Origin of the sequence: Microbacterium phyllosphaerae (genome assembly GCF_017876435.1) — a bacterium.
GTDB lineage: Bacteria > Actinomycetota > Actinomycetes > Actinomycetales > Microbacteriaceae > Microbacterium > Microbacterium phyllosphaerae.
Window position 1 is genome coordinate 2,914,430 of record NZ_JAGIOA010000001.1, and the last position, 18,889, is coordinate 2,933,318.

Below are 18,889 nucleotides of genomic sequence, written 5' to 3' on the forward strand. Positions count from 1 at the left end.
ATCGCCATGTCGGAGGTTCGAACTATCGTGATCATCTCCAGTTGCTTTATTAGTACATATCTTCGAGGATGGATGTATGGGGATCGGGCTCGATGCGGTGACCGCGCTCTCTCCGGCTGGCGACTCACGCGCCGGAGAGGTGCTTCGGCTGCGCCGTGAGATCAGCCGGATGCAGCGCAGGCGCAGCGAGCATCCACTGCTCCCCCTCGACGCCGCGTTCTCCTCCCTGCTCCCTGAAGAGGGCTTGCAGACCGGCACCGCCTACACGGTGTCTCCTTCGCCCATCCTCGTCCTCGCCCTGCTCTCCGCGGCCTCCCGCAAGGGTCACTGGTGCGCCGTGGTCGGTATGCCCACGCTGGGCGTCGAAGCGGCGGCCGCCTTCGGCATCGAACTCGCCCGACTGATCCTCGTCCCCGAACCAGGAGACCGCTGGCTCGCTGCGACATCCGCCCTCGCCGAGGTCGTCCCGCTGATCGCCGTGCAGCCGGGCGGCCGGGCGCGCGATGCCGACGTGTCCCGGCTGAGCGCTCGTCTCCGTGATCGCGGGAGCACACTCCTCGTCGCCGAATCCTCGGTGTCGGGCGCGTGGCCGCAGAGCGAGGGCTCGATCCGGCTCCACGACCAGCAGTGGCTCGGGATCGGCGAGGGATGGGGCCTGATAGAAGGCTCCACCGCGACCGTGACCGCGAGGACGAAGCACACCCCTCTGCCGGCGAGCGTCCGCGTACGTCTTCCCGGCGCTCACGGCGCGGTCGAGGAGCTGCCCACCGAGAAGACCCACGAGGCTCCCACGGAGCTCTCCGCGCTGCCCGGCCTGCGTGACTCGGGTGCCGCCAGACTCGACTACCCACCTCTGGCGGCCGCGGGATGACCGAGCCCCTTCGCGTCCTGGTCCTGTGGTTGCCCGATTGGCCGCTGCGCGCAGCATTGGGAGGACCCCCACCGCATCCGCCGACGGCGCTCGTGCAGGCGAACACCGTCATCGCCTGCACCGCTTCGGCGAGAGAGCACGGCGTGCGCGCGGGGCAGCGCCGTCGCGTCGCGCAGGGGCACATCTCATCGCTGCGAGTCCTTCCGCACGATGCTGCCCGTGACGAGCGCGCCTTCCTCCCGGTGCTCCAGCTCATCGAGAAGCACGCCCCCGGCGCGGCTCTGCTGCGTCCCGGCCTCGCCGCGGTGCGCGCACGGGGCATCTCGCGGTATCACGACGGCGAGGCCGAAGCCGGTCGAGCCCTGATCGGAATCCTCACCGAGGCCGGTTTCCCCGAGGTGCGCGTGGGCATCGCCGACGGCCCTTTCACGGCAGAGCTCGCCGCCCGAGGGCGCACGCCCTGCACCGTCGTACCCGCTGGGCTCTCGAAGGAGTTCCTCGCCCCGCTGCCGGTGAGCGTGCTGCGCGACGAACAGCTCACCGGTCTCCTGATCCGGCTGGGGGTGCGCACGCTCGGCGAGTTCGCCGACCTCGACGAGATCGAGGTGCGTGATCGCTTCGGCGAGCGCGGGGCACGCCTGCACGCTCTCTCCGCCGGGGCCGATTCCCGTGCCGTGGTGCCGCGTCCGCCCGACCCCGAGCTCGTGCGCTCCGTCGAGTTCGAGCCTGCTTTGGCCGGAGCAGATCAGGTGGCTTTCGCGGTTCGGCAGACGGCCGACGCGGTGATGCTCGCTCTCGGCGATGCCTCGGTCGTGTGCACCGAGGTGCGCATCGATCTGATCGACGACAACGGCTCGGTGTTCTCCCGCCCCTGGCTGCACCCGACCTGCTTCGACGCCGCAGACCTCGTCGACAGGGTGCGCTGGCAGCTCGAGGCGCTGGGGGCGCAGTCCGCCAAGGAGCCGATCGATGAAGCGCGGGCCTTCGGCGGCATCGAGATGGTGCGGATCGTCCCTGTCGCAGTCGATGACGCCGCACACCACCAGCCCGGCCTCTTCGGTTCGGGCACAGACGAACGTCTGCATCACGCCATCTCGCGGGTGCAGACGATGCTCGGCCACGAGGGAGTCGTCACCGCGGCACTCTCCGGAGGCCGGTGGCTCGCCGACCGGCAGGTGCTCACTCCCTGGGGGGAACGCGCGGTCGCTCCTCGTGACCCCGAGCGCCCCTGGCCGGGGAGCCTCCCGGATCCGCTCCCCGCCGAGGTGTTCCGTCCCCCTCGACCGATCGGCGTGCTCGCTCCCGGCGGCGAGCCGATCCTCGTCGACGACCGAGGTTCCCTTTCCGCCGCCCCGGCACGCATCGACGGCGACGACGTACAGGCCTGGGCCGGCCCCTGGCCGATCCACGAGCGTCGGTGGGATTCCACAGGCGGCAAGCGAGGGCACCGCCTGCAGATCGTCGACGACCACGATCGGGCCTGGTTGGTCTTCTGCACCGGCGACCGCTGGTGGGCGGAAGGGCGGTATCGCTGATGGGCTGGCACAACCCTCCCCTGTCCTGGAACGAGCTGGAGCGCACCCTCAGCGGCGAGGAGTCGCCCTATCCGACCGGCGGGACACCACCCGACACGCGACCGGGCACCCGACCCGACCCCGGCCCCGTCAGCACCCGCCGGAAGAGGACCCCTCCGACAGCAGTCGACAGACCGGAGGGCTCCGTCCCCTACGCCGAGCTGCATGCGCATTCGTCGTACTCCTTCCTCGACGGAGCGTCCTCTCCCGAAGATCTGCTCGCCGAGGCCGAGCGACTGGGACTGACCGCTCTGGCACTCACAGACCACGACGGCTTCTACGGGGCTGCCCGCTTCGCCGAGGTCGCGGAACTGATGGACGTGAAGGTGCAGACCGTGTACGGCGCTGAGCTCTCGCTCGGACTCGACGCACCGCAGCGGGGCGCGCCCGATCCGATCGGAGACCATCTGCTCGTGCTCGCCGACGGCCTGGAGGGCTATCACCGCCTCTCCGGTGCCATGACGGCCGCTCATCTGCGTGGCGGCGAGAAGGGCCGCCCCGTCTACGATCTCGACGAGCTGGCCTCCGCCGCAGACGGGCACTGGACGATCCTCACCGGGTGCCGCAAGGGCGGGGTCCGCCGAGGCCTCGAGGCGGGTGACGCGCACACGCCGTTGCGCCGCCTGGTCGATCTGTTCGGTCAGGATCATGTCGCCGTCGAGCTCTTCGACCACGGCGACCCGCAGGACTCCCGGCGCAATGACGCTCTCGCAGACCTCGCCAGACGGATGCGGCTTCCCGTGGTGGCGACGAACAACGTGCACTACGCCGCCCCAGAACATGCATCGCTCGCCGAGGCGGTCGCAGCGGTGCGCGCCGTGCGCAGTATGGACGACCTCGACGGCTGGCTCCCCGCACACGGAGGCGCGCACCTTCGCAGCGGCGCGGAGATGGCCGCGCGCTTCCGGCGCCACCCCGGTGCGATCTCGTACGGCCTGGAGCTCGCCGCAGCCTCCGCCTTCTCCCTCCGCAGCGCGCGCCCTGCGCTGCCGAAGCAGGAGGTCCCCGATGGGCACACCCCGATGAGCTGGCTGCGCCATCTGGTGTGGGAAGCCGTGCCGACGAAGTATCCGCGTCTCGATGACGACGGACGCCGCCGGATCGGACGCGAACTCGACGTCATCGAGGAGAAGGACTTCCCCGGCTATTTCCTCATCGTGCACGGCATCGTCGCAGAAGCACGACGTCGGGGCATCCTCTGCCAGGGCCGCGGTTCAGCCGCGGCGAGCGCGGTCTGCTATCTGCTCGGGATCACCGCCGTCGATCCGATCCTCTACCGCCTGCCCTTCGAGCGCTTCCTCGCGACCACCCGCCAGGAGGAGCCAGACATCGATGTGGACTTCGACTCCGATCGCCGAGAGGAGATCATCCAATGGGTGTATCGCCAGTACGGGAGGGAACGTGCGGCTCAGGTGGCGAACGTCATCCAGTACCGCCCGAAGAACGCCGTGCGCGACATGGCGAGAGCGCTCGGCCACTCTCCCGGGCAACAGGACGCCTGGTCACGTCAGGTCGACGGCTGGAGCGCCGGCCTCGAGGCCGCGGACGACCACGACATCCCCGCGAAGGTGCTCGACTATGCCGGTGAGCTGCTGAAGGCACCCCGGCATCTCGGCATCCACTCCGGGGGCATGGTGCTCACGGCGAGACCCGTGGGCGAGGTCGTTCCGGTCGAGCATGCGCGCATGGAGAACCGCACCGTCATCCAGTGGGACAAAGACGATGCGGCCTGGATGGGGCTCGTCAAGTTCGATCTGCTCGGTCTCGGCATGCTCGCGGCTCTCCAGCACTGCTTCGACCTCATCCACGACGCCACGGGCGAGCGGTGGACGCTCGAGACCCTCCCGAAAGAAGAGCCGGCCGTCTATGACATGCTCTGCCGCGCCGACTCGATCGGGGTCTTCCAGGTCGAGTCGCGTGCGCAGATCGGTCTGCTCCCCCGCCTGCAGCCGCGGGCCTTCTACGATCTCGCCATCCAGATCGCACTCATCCGCCCCGGCCCCATCCAGGGCGGGGCGGTGCATCCGTTCGTCCGCCGCAAGATGGCGAAGGACGCACTCGACGAGGAGAACCGCGGCAGAGCCGCGAGGGGCGAAGAGCCTGTCGTGCTCGAGATCCCCTATCCGCATGACGATCTCAAGCCGATCCTCGAGCGGACGCTGGGCATCCCGATCTTCCAGGAGCAGCTGATCCAGATGGCGACGGCCATCGGAGACTGCACCGCCGACGAGGCCGACCTGCTGCGTCGCGCGATGGGTTCGAAACGAGGACTCGAGAAGATCGAGAAGGTCCGTGACAAGCTCTATGCGGGAATGACCAGGCGTGGCCTCTCCGCCGAGCAGTCAGACCGTATCTACGCACAGATCCAGGCGTTCTCGAACTTCGGGTTCGCAGAATCGCACTCGCTGTCGTTCGCGCTCCTCGTCTATGCCAGCTCGTGGCTCAAGCTGCACTACCCGGCGGCTTTCCTCGCGGGTCTGCTGCGGTCGCAGCCGATGGGCTTCTACTCCGCATCGACGCTGACCGCCGACGCGCGGCGGCACGGGGTGGATGTGCGTCGCCCCGATCTGCACGCGTCAGGGGCGACCGAGATCCTGGAGCCGCTCGAGGGAGCGCCTCTTCGGATGCCGACAGGTCTGGACTCCTGCACCGATCCCCAGCAACCCCGTGTGCCGCGTTTCGACCGATCATTGCCCGACGAATCAGCGGCGCACCGCAGAGACGGCGGGTATGCGGTGCGGTTGGGCCTCAGCGGAGTACGCGGCATCGGCCTGCCTCTGGCAGAGCGGATCGTCGCCGAACGTGAGACGGGCGGTCTCTTCCGTGACCTGAACGATCTGGTGCGGCGGACGGATGCCACGGCGGCGCAGCTGGAGGCGCTCGCGACCGCCGGAGCCTTCGAGTGCCTCGGGCTCCAGCGTCGGGAGGCGATCTGGCTGTCCGGTGCAGCCGCCGAAGATCGTTCGCGGTTCCTGCCGGGAACGACCGTCGCCGTGCAGCCGCCACTGTTCACAGACCAGTCCAGCTACGAACGACTCTCCGCCGATCTCTGGGCGACCGGCGTCTCGACCGACGATCATCCGATGGCGCACTTCCGCGCGCTTCTGCGCGAACGGGGCGTGCTCACCTCCGCAGACCTGCAGAGCCACGAGACCGGGCGACGTATCGAGGTCGCCGGCCTCGTGACGCACCGACAGCGTCCCGCGACCGCAGCGGGCGTCACCTTCCTCAACCTCGAGGACGAAAGCGGGCTGGTCAACGTCATCTGCTCGACAGGAGTGTGGAGCCGCTACCACCGGGTGGCCCGCGATTCGCCCGCGCTCATCATCCGCGGCATCCTCGAGCGCTCCGCGGAGGGAGTCGTGAACGTCCTCGCCGACGCCTTCGAAGATCTCCGCACCGGAGTCACCCACCGTTCGCGGGACTTCCGATGAGTGCGACTCACCGCGAACGTGTACACCTCACCAGAAGCGCTCGGGCTCCGGTTCAGGCTCACGGTCGCCGCCACCCCAGCGGTCTGCTTCTGCTTTGGCCGCATCGACGGCGGCATCGGCCCCGCGCAGAGCCGTTCGAGCACTGGTCGCCCCGCGTCCGTCACCGTCCACGTCGACCGTGAGCACCGTGCGCGCACTCGGACCACCGATCGCCACCGTGCAGTCGATGACACGGCCGAGCCAGCGGATGCTCTCACCTCGCGACACATCGACACGTCTGTACCGAATGCCCGTGTCGAGGTCGATCACGGATCCGATCAGGGACTCCCCGGTCGTCTCGTCGACGTGCTCCGTCACCTCGACGCGGTGTCCGTGAGCGATGGCGAGGTGCGCGTTGACCACGAGCTTTCTGTCCATGGACCCACTCTATGAGTGGACGTTCTCGCGGCAAGCCCCGGATTCGGAAGAAACATTCGTAGATTTCTTTGTCCCCCAAATGGCGGACAAGACGATTAAGCGATATTCTGCAATGAGTAGCGGGGGCTACCGGCTGAATATCTGGGGAGATCAGTCGAGAGAGCAGCGAGAGACTTCGCCGCCTCCCCTGCCGTCCGGGAAGGACGGTGAGCCCTCTCGAGCGATCCAAATTGGGGTTTGGATGACTCGGGAGGGCAACCAGTCCCGATCTGCTAGTGGACCAACTCGGATAGCAGTCGCGCGAGGTCGACGGACGCCACTCTGATGCTCTGGTCGGCCACACCGTGCGGGATCCACAGGGTCCCGTCGTGGATGATCCCTCCACAGCTGTACGCCACGTTCGGCACATACCCTCCGATGGCCCCGAAGGGCTCGATCAGGGGGCGATCCAGCATGCCGATGACCTGCGACGGGTCGTCGAGATCGAGCAGGAGGGCGCCGATGCTGTACGAACGCATGGGGCCGACTCCGTGCGTGAGTACCAGCCATCCTTCGTCCGTCTCCAGCGGCGGTCCGCAGTTACCGGTCTGCACCACCTCCCAGAGGGCGTTCGGGCGCTGGACCGGCTCCTCGCGACCCCAGTCCACCCCATCGCGTGAGCGGGTGAGACCTGTCGACTCGCCGTCGGTCCGGCTGAGTGCCGCCCACTCCCCGTCGATCAAGCGGGGAAAGAGCGCCATGCCCTTGGTCAGGCTCGGGCGCCCCGTGAGTCTGTGGATCTCGAAGCTCCGGAAGTCGTCGGTCGTGATCATGCGAGACGCGATGGAGCGCCCGTCATAGGCGGTGTACGTCCCGCGGTACCTCGGCCCATCCCCTCCGTCCGCTCCGTCGACCTCGACGAGACGGACATCTTCCATCCCTCGCCGCTCCTCGTCCGCCGTCGGAAGAAGCACGCGTGCGCTCACCGCGCTCGTCGGAGCGAACTCGGCCCGGTAGGCGGAGTCAGCGATCACGCGCATGCTCTCGATCTGCTCGCGGGCACCGTCCTGGTGCAGCAGCGGCGGGCGCAGATCCTGCACCACCACCGCGAACTCGGCCGCCGAGAAGGTCGGCGGGAGCATCTGGACCACCGCGCGGACCATCTCGCCGGAACCTCCGCCGTGCAGCAGCGCGCGCTCGAAATGGTCACGATCCCAGGCCGCCACACCGATGTCCGCGACCGCGAGCCGCGGCTCTCGCGGGAGGAATCGCCAGGTGGGGCCCGGTCCCACGATCGCCTCGCAGAACTGGATCGATGAGATGTGCCCCTCGCCGATCGACCGCACGCTCAGGAGCAGACGCAGCTCCCCTGGGCCCACATCCCCCTGGTCGGGGTGCGCGACAGTGCTCGGGTTGCACAGTGCCGCCCCCTCGACCGCGAACTCGCTCGAGAACACCGCGCCGACCACGACCGCGGTATCGTCGTCGAGGTCCGGCGCACCTGCGGGAAGCACGAGTCGCGCGTTCGCGTTCAGCGTCTCGATCAGGTCGATGTGCCTCGGCACGAACCGCTCACGGATCGAGCGGGCCTCCACCGCGAGCGCGTCGGGCCGCATGCCCAGGACGCGGCGCAGCACCGCTTCGGTGCGGGAGTCACCGCCCGGGGTGCTCTCCCCCGGCAGGAAGAGTCGAGCGACGACACGCTCGTGCTGCGCCACCAGCTCGACGCCCGCATCGACGGCCAGCGCGCTCACGAGATCCACCGCCCGGCCATCCGTGCGTTCTGATTCGTCCTGATCGACGCGAGCGTGGACTCGGCCCCGCAGTTCTCGTTTCGCCCACCGGGGACGAGACCGTCGTAGCCACCGCCCCGGACCTCATCGAACATCGGGATGCCGTTGTCGTTGTCGCCCTCGAACCAGGCCCAGGCCCTCAGCACTTCACCCGCCCATCGACGGTCGCCGGTGACCTCCAGCGCGTGCGCGCACGCGTCAGCGATCGCGGCCGGCTCGATCGGCTGCTGATCCCACTGCGGCCCTGCCTCTCCCGTGCCCCGCCCCGAAGAACCCGTCACCGACAGGTGCCCCCGCGGATCCGTCTCGACGCTGAGCAGGCCCTCGAGCATCCTGAGTCCATCCGCTGCGTTGGCACGCCATCCGAGCACGTCACCGCCCACGATCAACGCGTCGCACAGAGCGGCGTTGGCGTAGCGCAGCCTGGGTTCCGGCCAGCCGCGACCTTCATCGTCGACACGGGGAATACGCGAGAGGCATTGGATGAGGAGCATCCGCGCCGGTGTCGCGTCCGGTCGGGCCTTCAGCACGTCGGCGGCTCCGATCGCCGCAAAGGCGCTGGCGCGGACATCGATCGAGGACCGTGTGGCGGCTCGTAGAAATGCGCGAAGCGCCCTGGCGCGATGTCCGGCGTCGTGCGAATACCTCACCGCAGCGCCGAGACCGGCGATCGCTCGACCCCACCAGTCGTCGGTCGTCGGCTCGTCGGTCCACACGCCTGCCGCCGACATCCTGTTGTGCACCGCTCCACGCACTGACACCGCGCGCTCGAGGAAGCCCAGGTACACGGATTCGAGCCCTTCGAGCTCCGCCGAGCGCTGCGACTCGCGCACGACGACGGTGAGCGCTCGGGCGACGTCATCGGTGCAGTAGCCGAGCTCCGCCCGCGGCGTGTGGAACTCCGCATGCTCGTGCAGACCGAAGGGCGTCGTCATCGCGACGAGATGCGCGAACGTCATCGGCGCGATGACCGCAGCCTGCACGTCCTTCATCGTCTGCTGCCGGCCATCGACAGCTCGGCGGCGAGAGCTCGATACCGGTCGGCGATGCTGTTCCACCCGGTGACGGATGTCAGATCGCGAGATCTCGCGGCGGCGTCCATGGCGAGGCGAGGGTCTTCGAGGAGGCCGCGGACGGCAGACGCGATCGCGTCCGGATCCTGGTGAGCGACGAGCGCTCCGCCTCCCCCGGCGAGCATCTCGATCGCATGGGGGAACCGCGTGGCGACCACCAGCTTGCCCGCGGCCATCGCCTCGACCAGGACGCCGGACGTGGCCTGGTCGTGGGAATCGTAGGGAAGCACGACGATGTCTGCCGCCGCGACCTGCTCGGCGAGCTCATCCATCTCGAGATAGCGCGGGTCGATCTCGACGGCACCGCCGACACCGAGCTCGTCTGCGAGAGCCCACAGCGAGCGCCGATAGCGTTCGCCGTCCTCCCGCACGACCTTGGGATGCGTCTGCCCGAGCACCCGATACACCGGCTGTGGAGTCAGCTCCTTCATCGTCGCGAGCGCCCTGATCACCCATTCGATGCCTTTGCCCGGCCCGAGCAGACCCCAGGTGAGGAGCACCGGTCGGCTGGAATGGGCCGAGGACACGGGCACCCTCCACTCATCGACGCCGTGGGGGATCATGCGCAGTCGCTCATCTGGCACGCCGTACTCGTGCGAGAGGAGGGATGCGGCCGTCGAGGTCATCGCCACGATGACGTCGGAGTTCTCGATGATGCGTGCCGTCACGCTCCGCTGGTGAGCGGTCGGTGACGGGAGCACGGTGTGCATGACCACGATGCGGGGCGTCCGCAGCCGCTCGAGCAGATCGACGATCTCCTCACCGTCCGGACCGCCGTAGATCCCGTACTCGTGTTGGATCACCACGACGTCGCAGGCATCGAGGGCTGCGAGAGCGGCTTCGCGATCCGCGGCCGAACCGGGTTTCAGCATCTCGGGCACGACCCGCAGTCGCGCAGTCGTGGCCGACGGGCCGGCGGGCACCCCGTCGTCCACCCGCACCACCAGGCACTCGTCCACGCCATTCGACGCGACGGCCGTCGCGAGTGCGGCGGTGAACGTCGCAAGGCCGCAGCGCGTCGGCGGGTAGGTACTCAGAAAACCGAAAAGCGTCATTGGTGCGCATCCCATCCGCGGTGGATCGGGTACTGACCCGGTCCTACGACGAGACGTCTGCCGATCGGCACCTCCCGCGGAATCACCCGAGGGGGATCCGGTCATCGACCAACGACCCGCTGTGCAGGCTGCCGACGCTGTTGTCCTCAGAGTACGCCTGTTACCGCGCGTCCGGGCCGCCCATGGGTTCGCCCGAGGGGTGCGCGGCGGCGAACGGGCGCCGGACGCTCGTCGCGTGCGGCCCGGCTCGGGAGTCAGTGAGCGAGCCGCGCACGCAACGAGTCGAGAAGCAGACCGACCCCGAGCTCGAACGTGCGGTCGGCCCTGGCTGTCCCCCGCTCCGCGCCGTCGAGCACCCGACCGAGCGTGCGCGTGCCCTCCCCCGGCTCCCACACCTCGTCGGGCGAGGCCAGGTCGAGTCCGAAGCCGATCGCGAATGCGTCGATGATCGCGATCACCGTGAGCACCTCGTCTTCGGGGAAGCCGCCCTCGACCAGCACCGTCGCGAGGTCGTCGTAAGCCGTGATCACCGCGGGGTGGGTGATGGTCTTGCCGATCAGCAGGGGGACGAGAGCCGGATGATCGGCGTACATGTGCCGTTGCTTTCGGAGCAGCTCTTCCAGGAACCGATCCCAGGCCTCACCGTGGGGTTCGACCCGATAGTCCTCGACGAGCTTGCCGCGCATGAGTTCGATGATGCCGTCCATGCCGTCGACGTGGTTGTAGAGCGACGACGGACGCACGCCGAGATGGCGAGCGATGGCATTCACCCCGAAGGGCTCGCCGGCCCTCGACAGTTCGAGGCCGGCCGCGCCGATGATCTCCGGCGACAGGAGGGGACTCGACGGCCTGGGCATCGCATGCTCGCTCTCTGCTTGCGAGGGTCCGCGAGAAAGGTCTTCCCCACGGCATCCCTCCTGTGCATAATAGTGAACACCATTCGTTGACGAACACCATTCGTTTATGAAGACGTGCCCCACCCGACGCACCTCCGGCACCACCTCCGCGCACATCGCCGTGCCCCTCTCCGTGGGAGAACCATGACCGCTCTAGACCTCAGCACCCGAGTCCCTCTCCGACTGCCCTCCGCCACCGCGACGTTCACGATCGGCATCGCCGGCTATCTCGGAGTCAATCTCTCGCCCTACATGATCACCGCCGCGCAGACCGGTCTGGGCATCGACGTGCTCGCCGCGAGCTGGCTCGTCACCGCGACCCTGCTGCTCACCGCGGTGACCGGTCTCGCCATCGCGCCGCTGTGCGCCGGCGCTCGCCGACTCGCTGTGGCCCGGGCGGGACTCGCGGTCGCGACGCTCGGATTCGCCACCGCCGCACTGGTGCCTACGCTCATGCTTCCGGGGTTGCTCCTCGGCGGTGCGGGCGCGGGCGGCGCCGTCGCGGCATCCGGAGCAGCCCTCGCCGCCTTCCGCAATCCCGACCGCGTCGCCGGGTTCAACGGCCTCGCGAACCGCGGCGTGATCACGATCGTCCTGGCGGTGATACCCCTCGTCGGTCTGGCGCCGATCGACGTCTTCGGCGCGCTGGCACTGTTCAGCATCGTCGGGCTCATCGTCTCGGCGTGGCTGCCCGCCGCACCCGTGGTCGACCCTCGGGCCGCCGCAGCAGTCGCCGAGGCGATGCCGATCGAGGTGCCGCCGACCGGAACGGTCCGACTCGCCCCCGCGCGGTCGCGCACGGTCACGGTCGCGGGCTTCGGCCTGCTTGTCGTGTTCGCACTGTGGGCCGCTAGTGAGGATTCGCTCTGGGCCATGGCCGGAGTGATGGGCGCGGAGCAGACCGGCCTGACCCCCGAAGGGCTGGGCATCGCGCTGAGCGGCGCCACTGCCGGCGGCCTGATCGGCTCGCTCCTGCTGATGATCGTCGGATCACGCCTGGGACGCGCGGTGCCGCTCGCGGTGCTTCTGGCCACCGGCGGCGTCCTCAAGATCGTCGAAGGCTTCACGACCGACCCCACCGGATTCATCGTCGTCTTCATCGCCTGGAACACCGTCTACGCGATCGCGTTCATGTACTTCGTCTCGACCTCGGCGGCGCTCGACGCAGACGGGCGCTGGTCGGGACCCCTTCTCGCCGTCTACCTGGTGGGCTCGGCACTCACTCCTGTGATCGGCGCTGCACTCGTGAGCGTGCTCGGATTCCAGGGCTTCGCCGTCGCCCTCGGCATCGCGAGCTTCGTCCTCGCCGTACCCGCGAGCGCGATCGCGCTTCTCTCCACACGCCTCGAGCGTGCCATCACCACCCCGGAGTCCGACTGATGCCCCGCACCCTGTTCCGCAACGCCCGCTTCTTCACCGCCGATGACGTGGCGTGGACCGATGCCGTGGTCGTCGAGGACGAGTCTTTCCTCTTCGTCGGCGCCGAGTCAGACGCTCCCGCTGTCGACGAGATCGTGGATCTGGGCGGCCGCACCGTGCTCCCCGGCTTCACCGACGCGCACACCCATCTGCTCATGATGGGCGAGGCGCTCGGACAGGTGGGGCTCACCGATGCGGGCTCGCTCGAAGAGATCCAGGAGCGTCTCGCCCACGCACGCGAGACCGCCGAGGGCGAGCTGCGCGGACGTGGATGGCTGTTCGATGCGGTGCCGGGAGGCACCCCGACGGCAGCGATGATCGACGCCGTCGTCTCCGACGTCCCCGTGTATCTCGACGCGAACGACTACCACTCCTGCTGGGTCAACTCGGCCGCGCTGGTCGCGCTTGGAATCACCCCCGAGACTCCGGATCCGATCGGCGGACGCATCGAGAGGGATGCCGACGGCGAAGCGACCGGAATGCTCTACGAGACCGCGGCGCAGCAGCACGCCTGGGCCCACCGTGACGCCGTGACCACGGACGAGCAGCGGGATGCCGCCGTCGCGCGGGTCGTCGAGGCCTACCTCGCGTCGGGGGTCACCGGCGCCGTGGACATGGCGTTCGACCGTCTCGCCCTGGACGCGCTCGGACGAGCGGCGGAACAGGGCGGGATGCCGCTGCGGATCGCCGCACACTGGTTCATTGCGAACACCGGCGATGACGAGGCCAACCTGGCTCAGGTCGCCGAAGCGGCTGAGCTCGCCGGCACCGACACGAACGGTGTCGACGTGATCGGCATCAAGCTCGTCCTCGACGGCACGATCGACGCGTGCACCGCCGCGATGCGAGCGCCGTACGCCGACGGCAGGAACGCGGCTCCGATCTGGCCGATCGAGCGCCTGCTTCCGGTGGTCGCCGCCGCGGATGCCGCCGGCCTCCAGGTCGCGCTGCACGCGATCGGCGACGAGGCGAGCACTCTCGCGCTGGATGCGATCGAGCACGCGATCCTGGTCAACGGCGATCGTCCGCGCCGTCACCGGATCGAACACCTCGAGTATGCGGCTCCCGGAACGGCCGCGCGCATGGCACGCCTCGGCGTGACGGCATCCATGCAGCCGGTGCATGCGGACCCCGCGATCTTCGCGAACTGGGCCGCCCAGCTCGGCGACGAGCGCGCAGATCGTGCGTTCGCCTGGCCGGAGTACGAGGAAGCCGGAGCGCTGCTGGCGTTCTCGACCGATGCGCCGACCGCCCCGCACCAGGCACTCGCGAACATGTATGTCGCCGCGACGCGGGCATCCGCTCTGGATCCCGAGGTGCCGGCGGTGCACCCGCAGTTCGCGCTGCCCCTGGAGCGCGCGATCGCACATGCCACGAGGGATGCGGCGGCGTCGATCGGCGACGGCTCCTGGCGCGGCCGCATCGCGGTCGGTCAGGCCGCCGACTTCGCGGTGCTCGACACCGATCCGTTCGCGGAGGGCAACGGGTCGCTGCTCACGGCGCGGGTCGTGCGGACGGTGATCGCCGGCCGCACGGTGCACGAGGCCTGACGACGACGAGGAGAAGCCGCGGCCGGTCGGGCTGCGGCTTCTCCCGTCCGTCCGCGATCGGCTCCGGTCAGTTGTCCGGGGTGAGCGCCAGCCGCGTGCCCCACGGATCGCTCAGCCTCAGCGTGCGCCCGTCGTCCTCGGAATCGATGCCGTGGAACGAGAGGCGGTCGGCGAGTTCCTCGATGTCGGAACGGGTCGGCACGGTCACGCGCACGTCGCCGAGCCCGAGCGAGGCCGCACGCGGTCCTGCTCCGGCGCTCTGCCAGGTGTTCATGCCGATGTGGTGGTGATATCCGCCCGCGGACACGAAGAGAGCCGAGTTCCCGAGAGCCGCAGTCACGTCGAATCCGAGGATGTCGGAGTAGAACCGGCGGGCCGTCGGGATGTCGCCGACCTGAAGGTGCACGTGGCCGATCGTCGCCGTCTGGCCGTCGCCGTCAGCATCCGGCGCGAGCCACTGCCTGAGGAACTGATTCGGATCGAGTGCGAGGGAGTCCATGTGCACCGAGCCGTCCGGCGCGACCTGCCAGTGCTCGCGCGGACGGTCGTGGTAGAGCTCGAGCCCGTTGCCTTCGGGGTCGGTGAAGTAGAACGCCTCGCTGACGAGGTGGTCCGCGGAACCCGTGAAGGTCTGCGGGGCGCGCTGGGCCACCGACAGCAGCGCGGCCGCCAGCCGTGACTCATCCTGGAACAGGATCGCCGTGTGGTAGAGCCCAGCGGCGCGTGGATCCGCCGTCGGGAGGTCCTTCTCCTGGCGAAGACGCATGATCGGTTCGCCGGCACGACCGAGGGTCGCGGTCGCACCGGACTGGTCGAGGATGTCGAGGGTCACGGCCTCCTGGTAGTAGGCCGTCATCGTGTCGAGGTCGCGGACCAGCAGCTCTACCGCATTCATGCGCGCACCGTCGGGCGCGGCCCCTGTGGTGGAGACTGCGGGGGCGCGCCAGGCGTCGATCGTCGCTGTCATGATCGGCTCCGTTCTGCCCGGCATCGGGCTGTTGTCACAGTTGATTGTTGCTACAACTAACGTACGATGAGGCCATGGTATTCCAGGTTCCTCGCATGGATGAGCGTGAGTCCGAGGCATGGCTCGGTCTGATCGCCGTGTCGCAGCTGCTTCCGGCGGCGCTCGACTCGCAGTTGCAGCGGGATGCGCACCTGACGCACTTCGAGTTCATGGTGCTCACAGCTCTGCGCTTCGCACCCGAGAACACCCTGCGGATGACCGAGCTCGCCGCGTCGACGAACGCCACGCTCCCCCGGCTCTCCCACGTCTGCAGCCGGCTCGCGACGCGCGGCATCGTCGATCGCTTCCCCAGCCCCGAAGACGGACGCGCGACGAACGTCCGCCTCACCGCCGAGGGGCGACGAGAGCTGATCCACGCGATGCCCGGTCACATCGACACGGCCCGACGGCTCGTGATCGATGCACTGACGCCGGCGCAGCTCGAATCACTCGCTGAGATCACGACTGCGATCACCGGGCGCCTCACGGATGGAGAGCATCGTTCCCCAGTGCCGCGGTGATCGTCGAGCATCGGCTGGACGGACGCAGTGTTGCAGGCGAAGACCCCACCCGAGCCTGTGGCCGGATGGGGTCCTCGTCTCTGACGCTCGGGCTCGAGTCAGCCGCCGGACGGGTTCTCGAGGGGCTTGCCGTCGTCGTCGGTCGTCTCGTCCTCGAGGAGCTCCTCGGTGCTCTTCGAGTCGCCCTCATCGGGGGCTCCGCCCGAGGCCGTGTCGGCCTCCTCCTGGGCACTGGTGGATCCGTGCGTGTTCTGCAGATCGCTCATCGTCATCTCCTCTATCGGAACGGCGACGTTACGCGCGCGATGTGGATCCACTCAGGGGGTTGACTCGAACGGGGATCCGTCGCGGGCAGCTCCTTCATCGGACCGCCTTCATTCGGTGACGGCCGCGACTGTCGACGATGCTGCGTCGGTTCATGGACGGCGAGGCGCGCTCGGAGTACCCGAAGACATAGAGGATCAGACCGAGAGTGAGAAGTACGCACACCGACACCCACGGAGCATCCTGTTCGTCCGCGAGCACGAATCCGGCGGTTTCGCCGACCATGGTACCCCTCATATCGAATGCGGCAGGCAGGAAGACGAGCGGCAACGCACAGAGCGCGCCCAGCCGCATATCCGTGAACGTGATCACTCCGAGCGCCACACCGAAAAGGCCCAGGAATGCGCGCAGCGGGGCGAACACCCCGACGGTCACCGGCTCACCGCTCATCGCATTGGCGAGCATCGACACTGCGCTCGACGCCGTCGCACCGACGAAGATCAGAAGGCACGCATTCGCCAGGCGAAGACCGGAGAGGGATCGCACCCCCGCGAACTCGAACTGTTCGGTCCTGCTGCTGAGCCCGAGAGCCAGCGCGCCGACGACGAGGATCTGCAGTGGGGTCGCCACCGTGAAAGTGACGACACCCGAGTGGTGATGGATCACGAGCGGGCGGCCCAGGAGAAGAAGCGCGGCTTCGATACCGGTTCCCGCGACGACCGCAGCGAGAGTATGGCGCGTCCGGAAATAGAACCTCATCCTCGAGCCGGAAAGTCCGCGAGGACGACCCCGCAGTCGGCGAACTTCTCGAAGCGCGTCGACATCCAGGCCTGAGCTTCATCCTCGTCCAGCTCCCGCAGAGCGGCGAGTGCTGCCGCGTGTTCCGGCATCAGCTGTGCGCCTGTCTCGGCCCCGTCGCCCGCAAGCCAGAGCTCCACGAGCGCGGTCTCGAACGTCCGCGAGGCTTCGCAACTCGTCGTGTGCACATCGACAAGAGACTCGAGGACCGAGTTCTCGGCGACAGTGCCGCTGGACGGATTCAGGTAGATGAGCGTCAGCGACCCGGCGTCTTTCGATGGCTGGGGGTGCGAGTCGGAGAGCTGACGGAGTTCGGTGAAAGCCGCAGGGGTATCGGCGAGGATACGTTGCACCCGAGCCCACCTCTTCAGGAGCTCGGCCCGGACTGGCAGATAGGTGGGGAGGACCGACAGGGTGAGACCGTGGTCCTCTGACTCGAGCTGGATGAGGCGATCTTGGGCGTCATCGACGGGAATTCCCCATCGGTGATGCTGGCTCCCGACCGTCCATATCCCGGAAGCACCCGCCGCGACCGCGCAGACCATGACAGCAACTCCCCAGGACCGGTCTCGATGAGAGCTGGCCGCGACCCCGCCGAGAGCGAGCAGGAGAACACCGCCGACCACGAGAAGCTGTCCCCAGAAGAACGGGACGTTCGGATCGAGGAAGTCTCCCCCTGCTCGATCTCCGAAGGGGATGAGACTCTGCTCGAAACCCCCTCCTTGCCCGATCAGCGCATGGCCGAAGAGCAATGTGGGAATCAGAGAGGCTGCGACGACAGCGAACCAGTGTTTCATCAGCCCTGCTATGAGATACCCGATCGCGGTCGCGACGCAGAGGCTGAGGAGCGATATCGCGAGATTCACCCACAGTGGCGCCCCCACCGGGCCGAGCAGGTACGCGCGCACGTGGAGGACGGCGATGATCACGATGTATATCGAGACGGAGTGGGTCAGGCCGGCCGCCGTCTGAAGGAGCACGATCCGTGACGTCGGCTGAACCGCCACCTCCAGGATCGGCCCTCCGCCGTGTCGCCTCTCACGAAGCCCGTCCCACGCGGCGAAGCCGGCGAGGATCGGCGCCAGGACACCCCCCGTCGACACGACCACATTGGCGATGTTCGCGGACGACGATACGGAGGGATACACGGCGCTCCACGCGACCATCGTGCCGGCAACGGCGAGGGCTGGCGCGACGAAGATGAGCACCGAGCGGCGAAGGTGCAAGAGATACGGGCTCATCGCTCGCCCTCGACGCGTGAAGCAGGAGGCCTCATGTGCAGCCGGGTGTACGCCCGTTCGACCGGAGTGTCTCCGGGTGCGTCCGGCACCGCCAGCGCGACCAAGGCGGCGGGGGTTCCCTGAAACGCGACACGCCCCTCAGCCAGCAACAGGATCCGGTCGGAGTGTTGCGCCGCTTCATCGATGAGATGAGTGCTGGTCAGCACTGTGCGGTCGTGGCCGAGAGCCGTGATGAGGTTCCGGAGCGTGATGCGCTGCTCGGGGTCCAGTCCGGATGCAGGTTCATCCAGTATCAGCACCGATGGGTCGTTGACGATGGCCTGGGCTATCCCCGCACGTCGAAGCATCCCTCCCGAGAGCGCCCCCAGTTTCGTGTCTCGCTCGCGGCGCAGTTCGACGCTGACCACGGCTGCGTCGACCTTCGCTGCGCGTTCCGCTCGGGGGATGCCCTTGAGCCATGCGCAATAGGCGACGAACTCCGTCACTGTGAGGGAGGGCGTGAATGTGAAGCTCTGCGGCAGGTACCCAGACCGGGCACGTATCTGAGATCGTCCGTCGCGAGACTGCGGGTCGTACCCGAGGATCCTGACATCTCCGTCGTAGCGCTGGTGCAACGAGGAGAGGATGCGGATCATCGTGGACTTGCCCGATCCGTTCCGCCCGACGAGAGAGGTGACACCCTTATCGACCCGGAACGAGACGTCGGCGAGAGCAGGCTCGGGCTTCGACCGATACTGCACGGTCACCCCGGACACCGCGATTCCCTCGCTCTGAGTCTCAGTCACAGATCGACAACTCGCCCGAACCATCATTTCCACTCCATACGGCCGTGCAGAGTCTGCCTCTGCATGCTCCACCGTGACATGAGTGGCATCTGGTGTCTGTAAGGGATTTCACGTACAGACCAGGCGCTGAGCGGCTGGTATTCGACTGCTTCGCGACGGCCACCTGCCCGGTCGGCGAGTATCGTGCGCGACCCGCGTTCCCCTCATCTCGCT

General features: G+C 68.3%; 16 protein-coding genes. 6 read left to right on the forward strand and 10 right to left on the reverse strand.

The window, feature by feature from the left end; genetic code table 11:
- Window positions 1-76: 76 nt before the first annotated feature.
- Genes imuA' through JOF42_RS13755 form a run of 3 tightly spaced genes read left to right on the forward strand, consistent with a single transcriptional unit; the run spans window position 77 to window position 5,879 of the window.
- A complete protein-coding gene (gene imuA', locus JOF42_RS13745) occupies window positions 77-871 on the forward strand; it encodes a DnaE2-dependent mutagenesis accessory factor ImuA' (RefSeq protein ID WP_210098350.1) in 795 nt (264 codons plus the stop codon).
- Complete coding sequence (locus JOF42_RS13750; RefSeq protein ID WP_210098351.1) at window positions 868-2,406, forward strand: DNA polymerase Y family protein; 1,539 nt, start codon at window positions 868-870, stop codon at window positions 2,404-2,406. The genes imuA' and JOF42_RS13750 overlap by 4 nt, the downstream gene beginning before the upstream one ends.
- Window positions 2,406-5,879: an error-prone DNA polymerase gene (locus JOF42_RS13755; RefSeq protein ID WP_210098352.1), complete on the forward strand. Its 3,474-nt coding sequence runs from the start codon at window positions 2,406-2,408 to the stop codon at window positions 5,877-5,879. Before JOF42_RS13750 ends, JOF42_RS13755 begins: the two co-directional genes overlap by 1 nt.
- Window positions 5,880-5,906: 27 nt before the next feature.
- Here JOF42_RS13755 and JOF42_RS13760 read toward each other — a convergent pair whose 3' ends face one another.
- The 5 genes from JOF42_RS13760 to JOF42_RS13780 form a co-directional block, all read right to left on the reverse strand.
- Entirely contained in the window at window positions 5,907-6,296 is a 390-nt protein-coding gene (locus JOF42_RS13760) for a hypothetical protein (protein ID WP_210098353.1), read from the reverse strand.
- Window positions 6,297-6,568: 272 nt separating this feature from the next.
- On the reverse strand, window positions 6,569-8,038 hold the full coding sequence (locus JOF42_RS13765) for a glycoside hydrolase family 130 protein (RefSeq protein WP_210098354.1): 1,470 nt from the start codon (window positions 8,036-8,038) through the stop codon (window positions 6,569-6,571).
- On the reverse strand, window positions 8,026-9,060 hold the full coding sequence (locus JOF42_RS13770) for a glycosyltransferase (RefSeq protein ID WP_245340809.1): 1,035 nt from the start codon (window positions 9,058-9,060) through the stop codon (window positions 8,026-8,028). Before JOF42_RS13770 ends, JOF42_RS13765 begins: the two co-directional genes overlap by 13 nt.
- A complete protein-coding gene (locus JOF42_RS13775) occupies window positions 9,057-10,196 on the reverse strand; it encodes a glycosyltransferase (RefSeq protein ID WP_210098355.1) in 1,140 nt (379 codons plus the stop codon). Before JOF42_RS13775 ends, JOF42_RS13770 begins: the two co-directional genes overlap by 4 nt.
- 254 nt (window positions 10,197-10,450) lie before the next feature.
- A complete protein-coding gene (locus tag JOF42_RS13780) occupies window positions 10,451-11,053 on the reverse strand; it encodes a TetR/AcrR family transcriptional regulator C-terminal domain-containing protein (RefSeq protein ID WP_210098356.1) in 603 nt (200 codons plus the stop codon).
- Between the two features lie 183 nt (window positions 11,054-11,236).
- Here JOF42_RS13780 and JOF42_RS13785 point away from each other — a divergent pair, with 183 nt between their 5' ends.
- Together JOF42_RS13785 and JOF42_RS13790 are read left to right on the forward strand one after the other, a co-directional pair.
- Complete coding sequence (locus JOF42_RS13785) at window positions 11,237-12,472, forward strand: MFS transporter (RefSeq protein ID WP_210098357.1); 1,236 nt, start codon at window positions 11,237-11,239, stop codon at window positions 12,470-12,472.
- Window positions 12,472-14,061 (forward strand): amidohydrolase, encoded by a 1,590-nt coding sequence (locus tag JOF42_RS13790; protein ID WP_210098358.1) that lies wholly within the window; start codon window positions 12,472-12,474, stop codon window positions 14,059-14,061. Before JOF42_RS13785 ends, JOF42_RS13790 begins: the two co-directional genes overlap by 1 nt.
- A gap of 67 nt (window positions 14,062-14,128) precedes the next feature.
- On the opposite strand, the gene JOF42_RS13795 is transcribed toward JOF42_RS13790, so the two are convergent.
- Entirely contained in the window at window positions 14,129-15,028 is a 900-nt protein-coding gene (locus JOF42_RS13795; protein ID WP_210098359.1) for a VOC family protein, read from the reverse strand.
- A 95-nt stretch (window positions 15,029-15,123) separates the two neighbouring features.
- Here JOF42_RS13795 and JOF42_RS13800 point away from each other — a divergent pair, with 95 nt between their 5' ends.
- A complete protein-coding gene (locus tag JOF42_RS13800; RefSeq protein ID WP_210098360.1) occupies window positions 15,124-15,588 on the forward strand; it encodes a MarR family winged helix-turn-helix transcriptional regulator in 465 nt (154 codons plus the stop codon).
- 98 nt (window positions 15,589-15,686) lie between these two features.
- On the opposite strand, the gene JOF42_RS13805 is transcribed toward JOF42_RS13800, so the two are convergent.
- The 4 genes from JOF42_RS13805 to JOF42_RS13820 form a co-directional block, all read right to left on the reverse strand.
- Window positions 15,687-15,854, reverse strand: coding sequence for a hypothetical protein (locus JOF42_RS13805; protein WP_210098361.1), 168 nt, complete (start codon window positions 15,852-15,854; stop codon window positions 15,687-15,689).
- A 94-nt stretch (window positions 15,855-15,948) separates the two neighbouring features.
- A complete protein-coding gene (locus tag JOF42_RS13810; RefSeq protein WP_210098362.1) occupies window positions 15,949-16,611 on the reverse strand; it encodes a hypothetical protein in 663 nt (220 codons plus the stop codon).
- On the reverse strand, window positions 16,608-17,891 hold the full coding sequence (locus JOF42_RS13815; protein ID WP_210098363.1) for a hypothetical protein: 1,284 nt from the start codon (window positions 17,889-17,891) through the stop codon (window positions 16,608-16,610). Before JOF42_RS13815 ends, JOF42_RS13810 begins: the two co-directional genes overlap by 4 nt.
- On the reverse strand, window positions 17,888-18,676 hold the full coding sequence (locus JOF42_RS13820; RefSeq protein ID WP_210098364.1) for an ABC transporter ATP-binding protein: 789 nt from the start codon (window positions 18,674-18,676) through the stop codon (window positions 17,888-17,890). Before JOF42_RS13820 ends, JOF42_RS13815 begins: the two co-directional genes overlap by 4 nt.
- Between the last annotated feature and the right edge of the window lie 213 nt (window positions 18,677-18,889).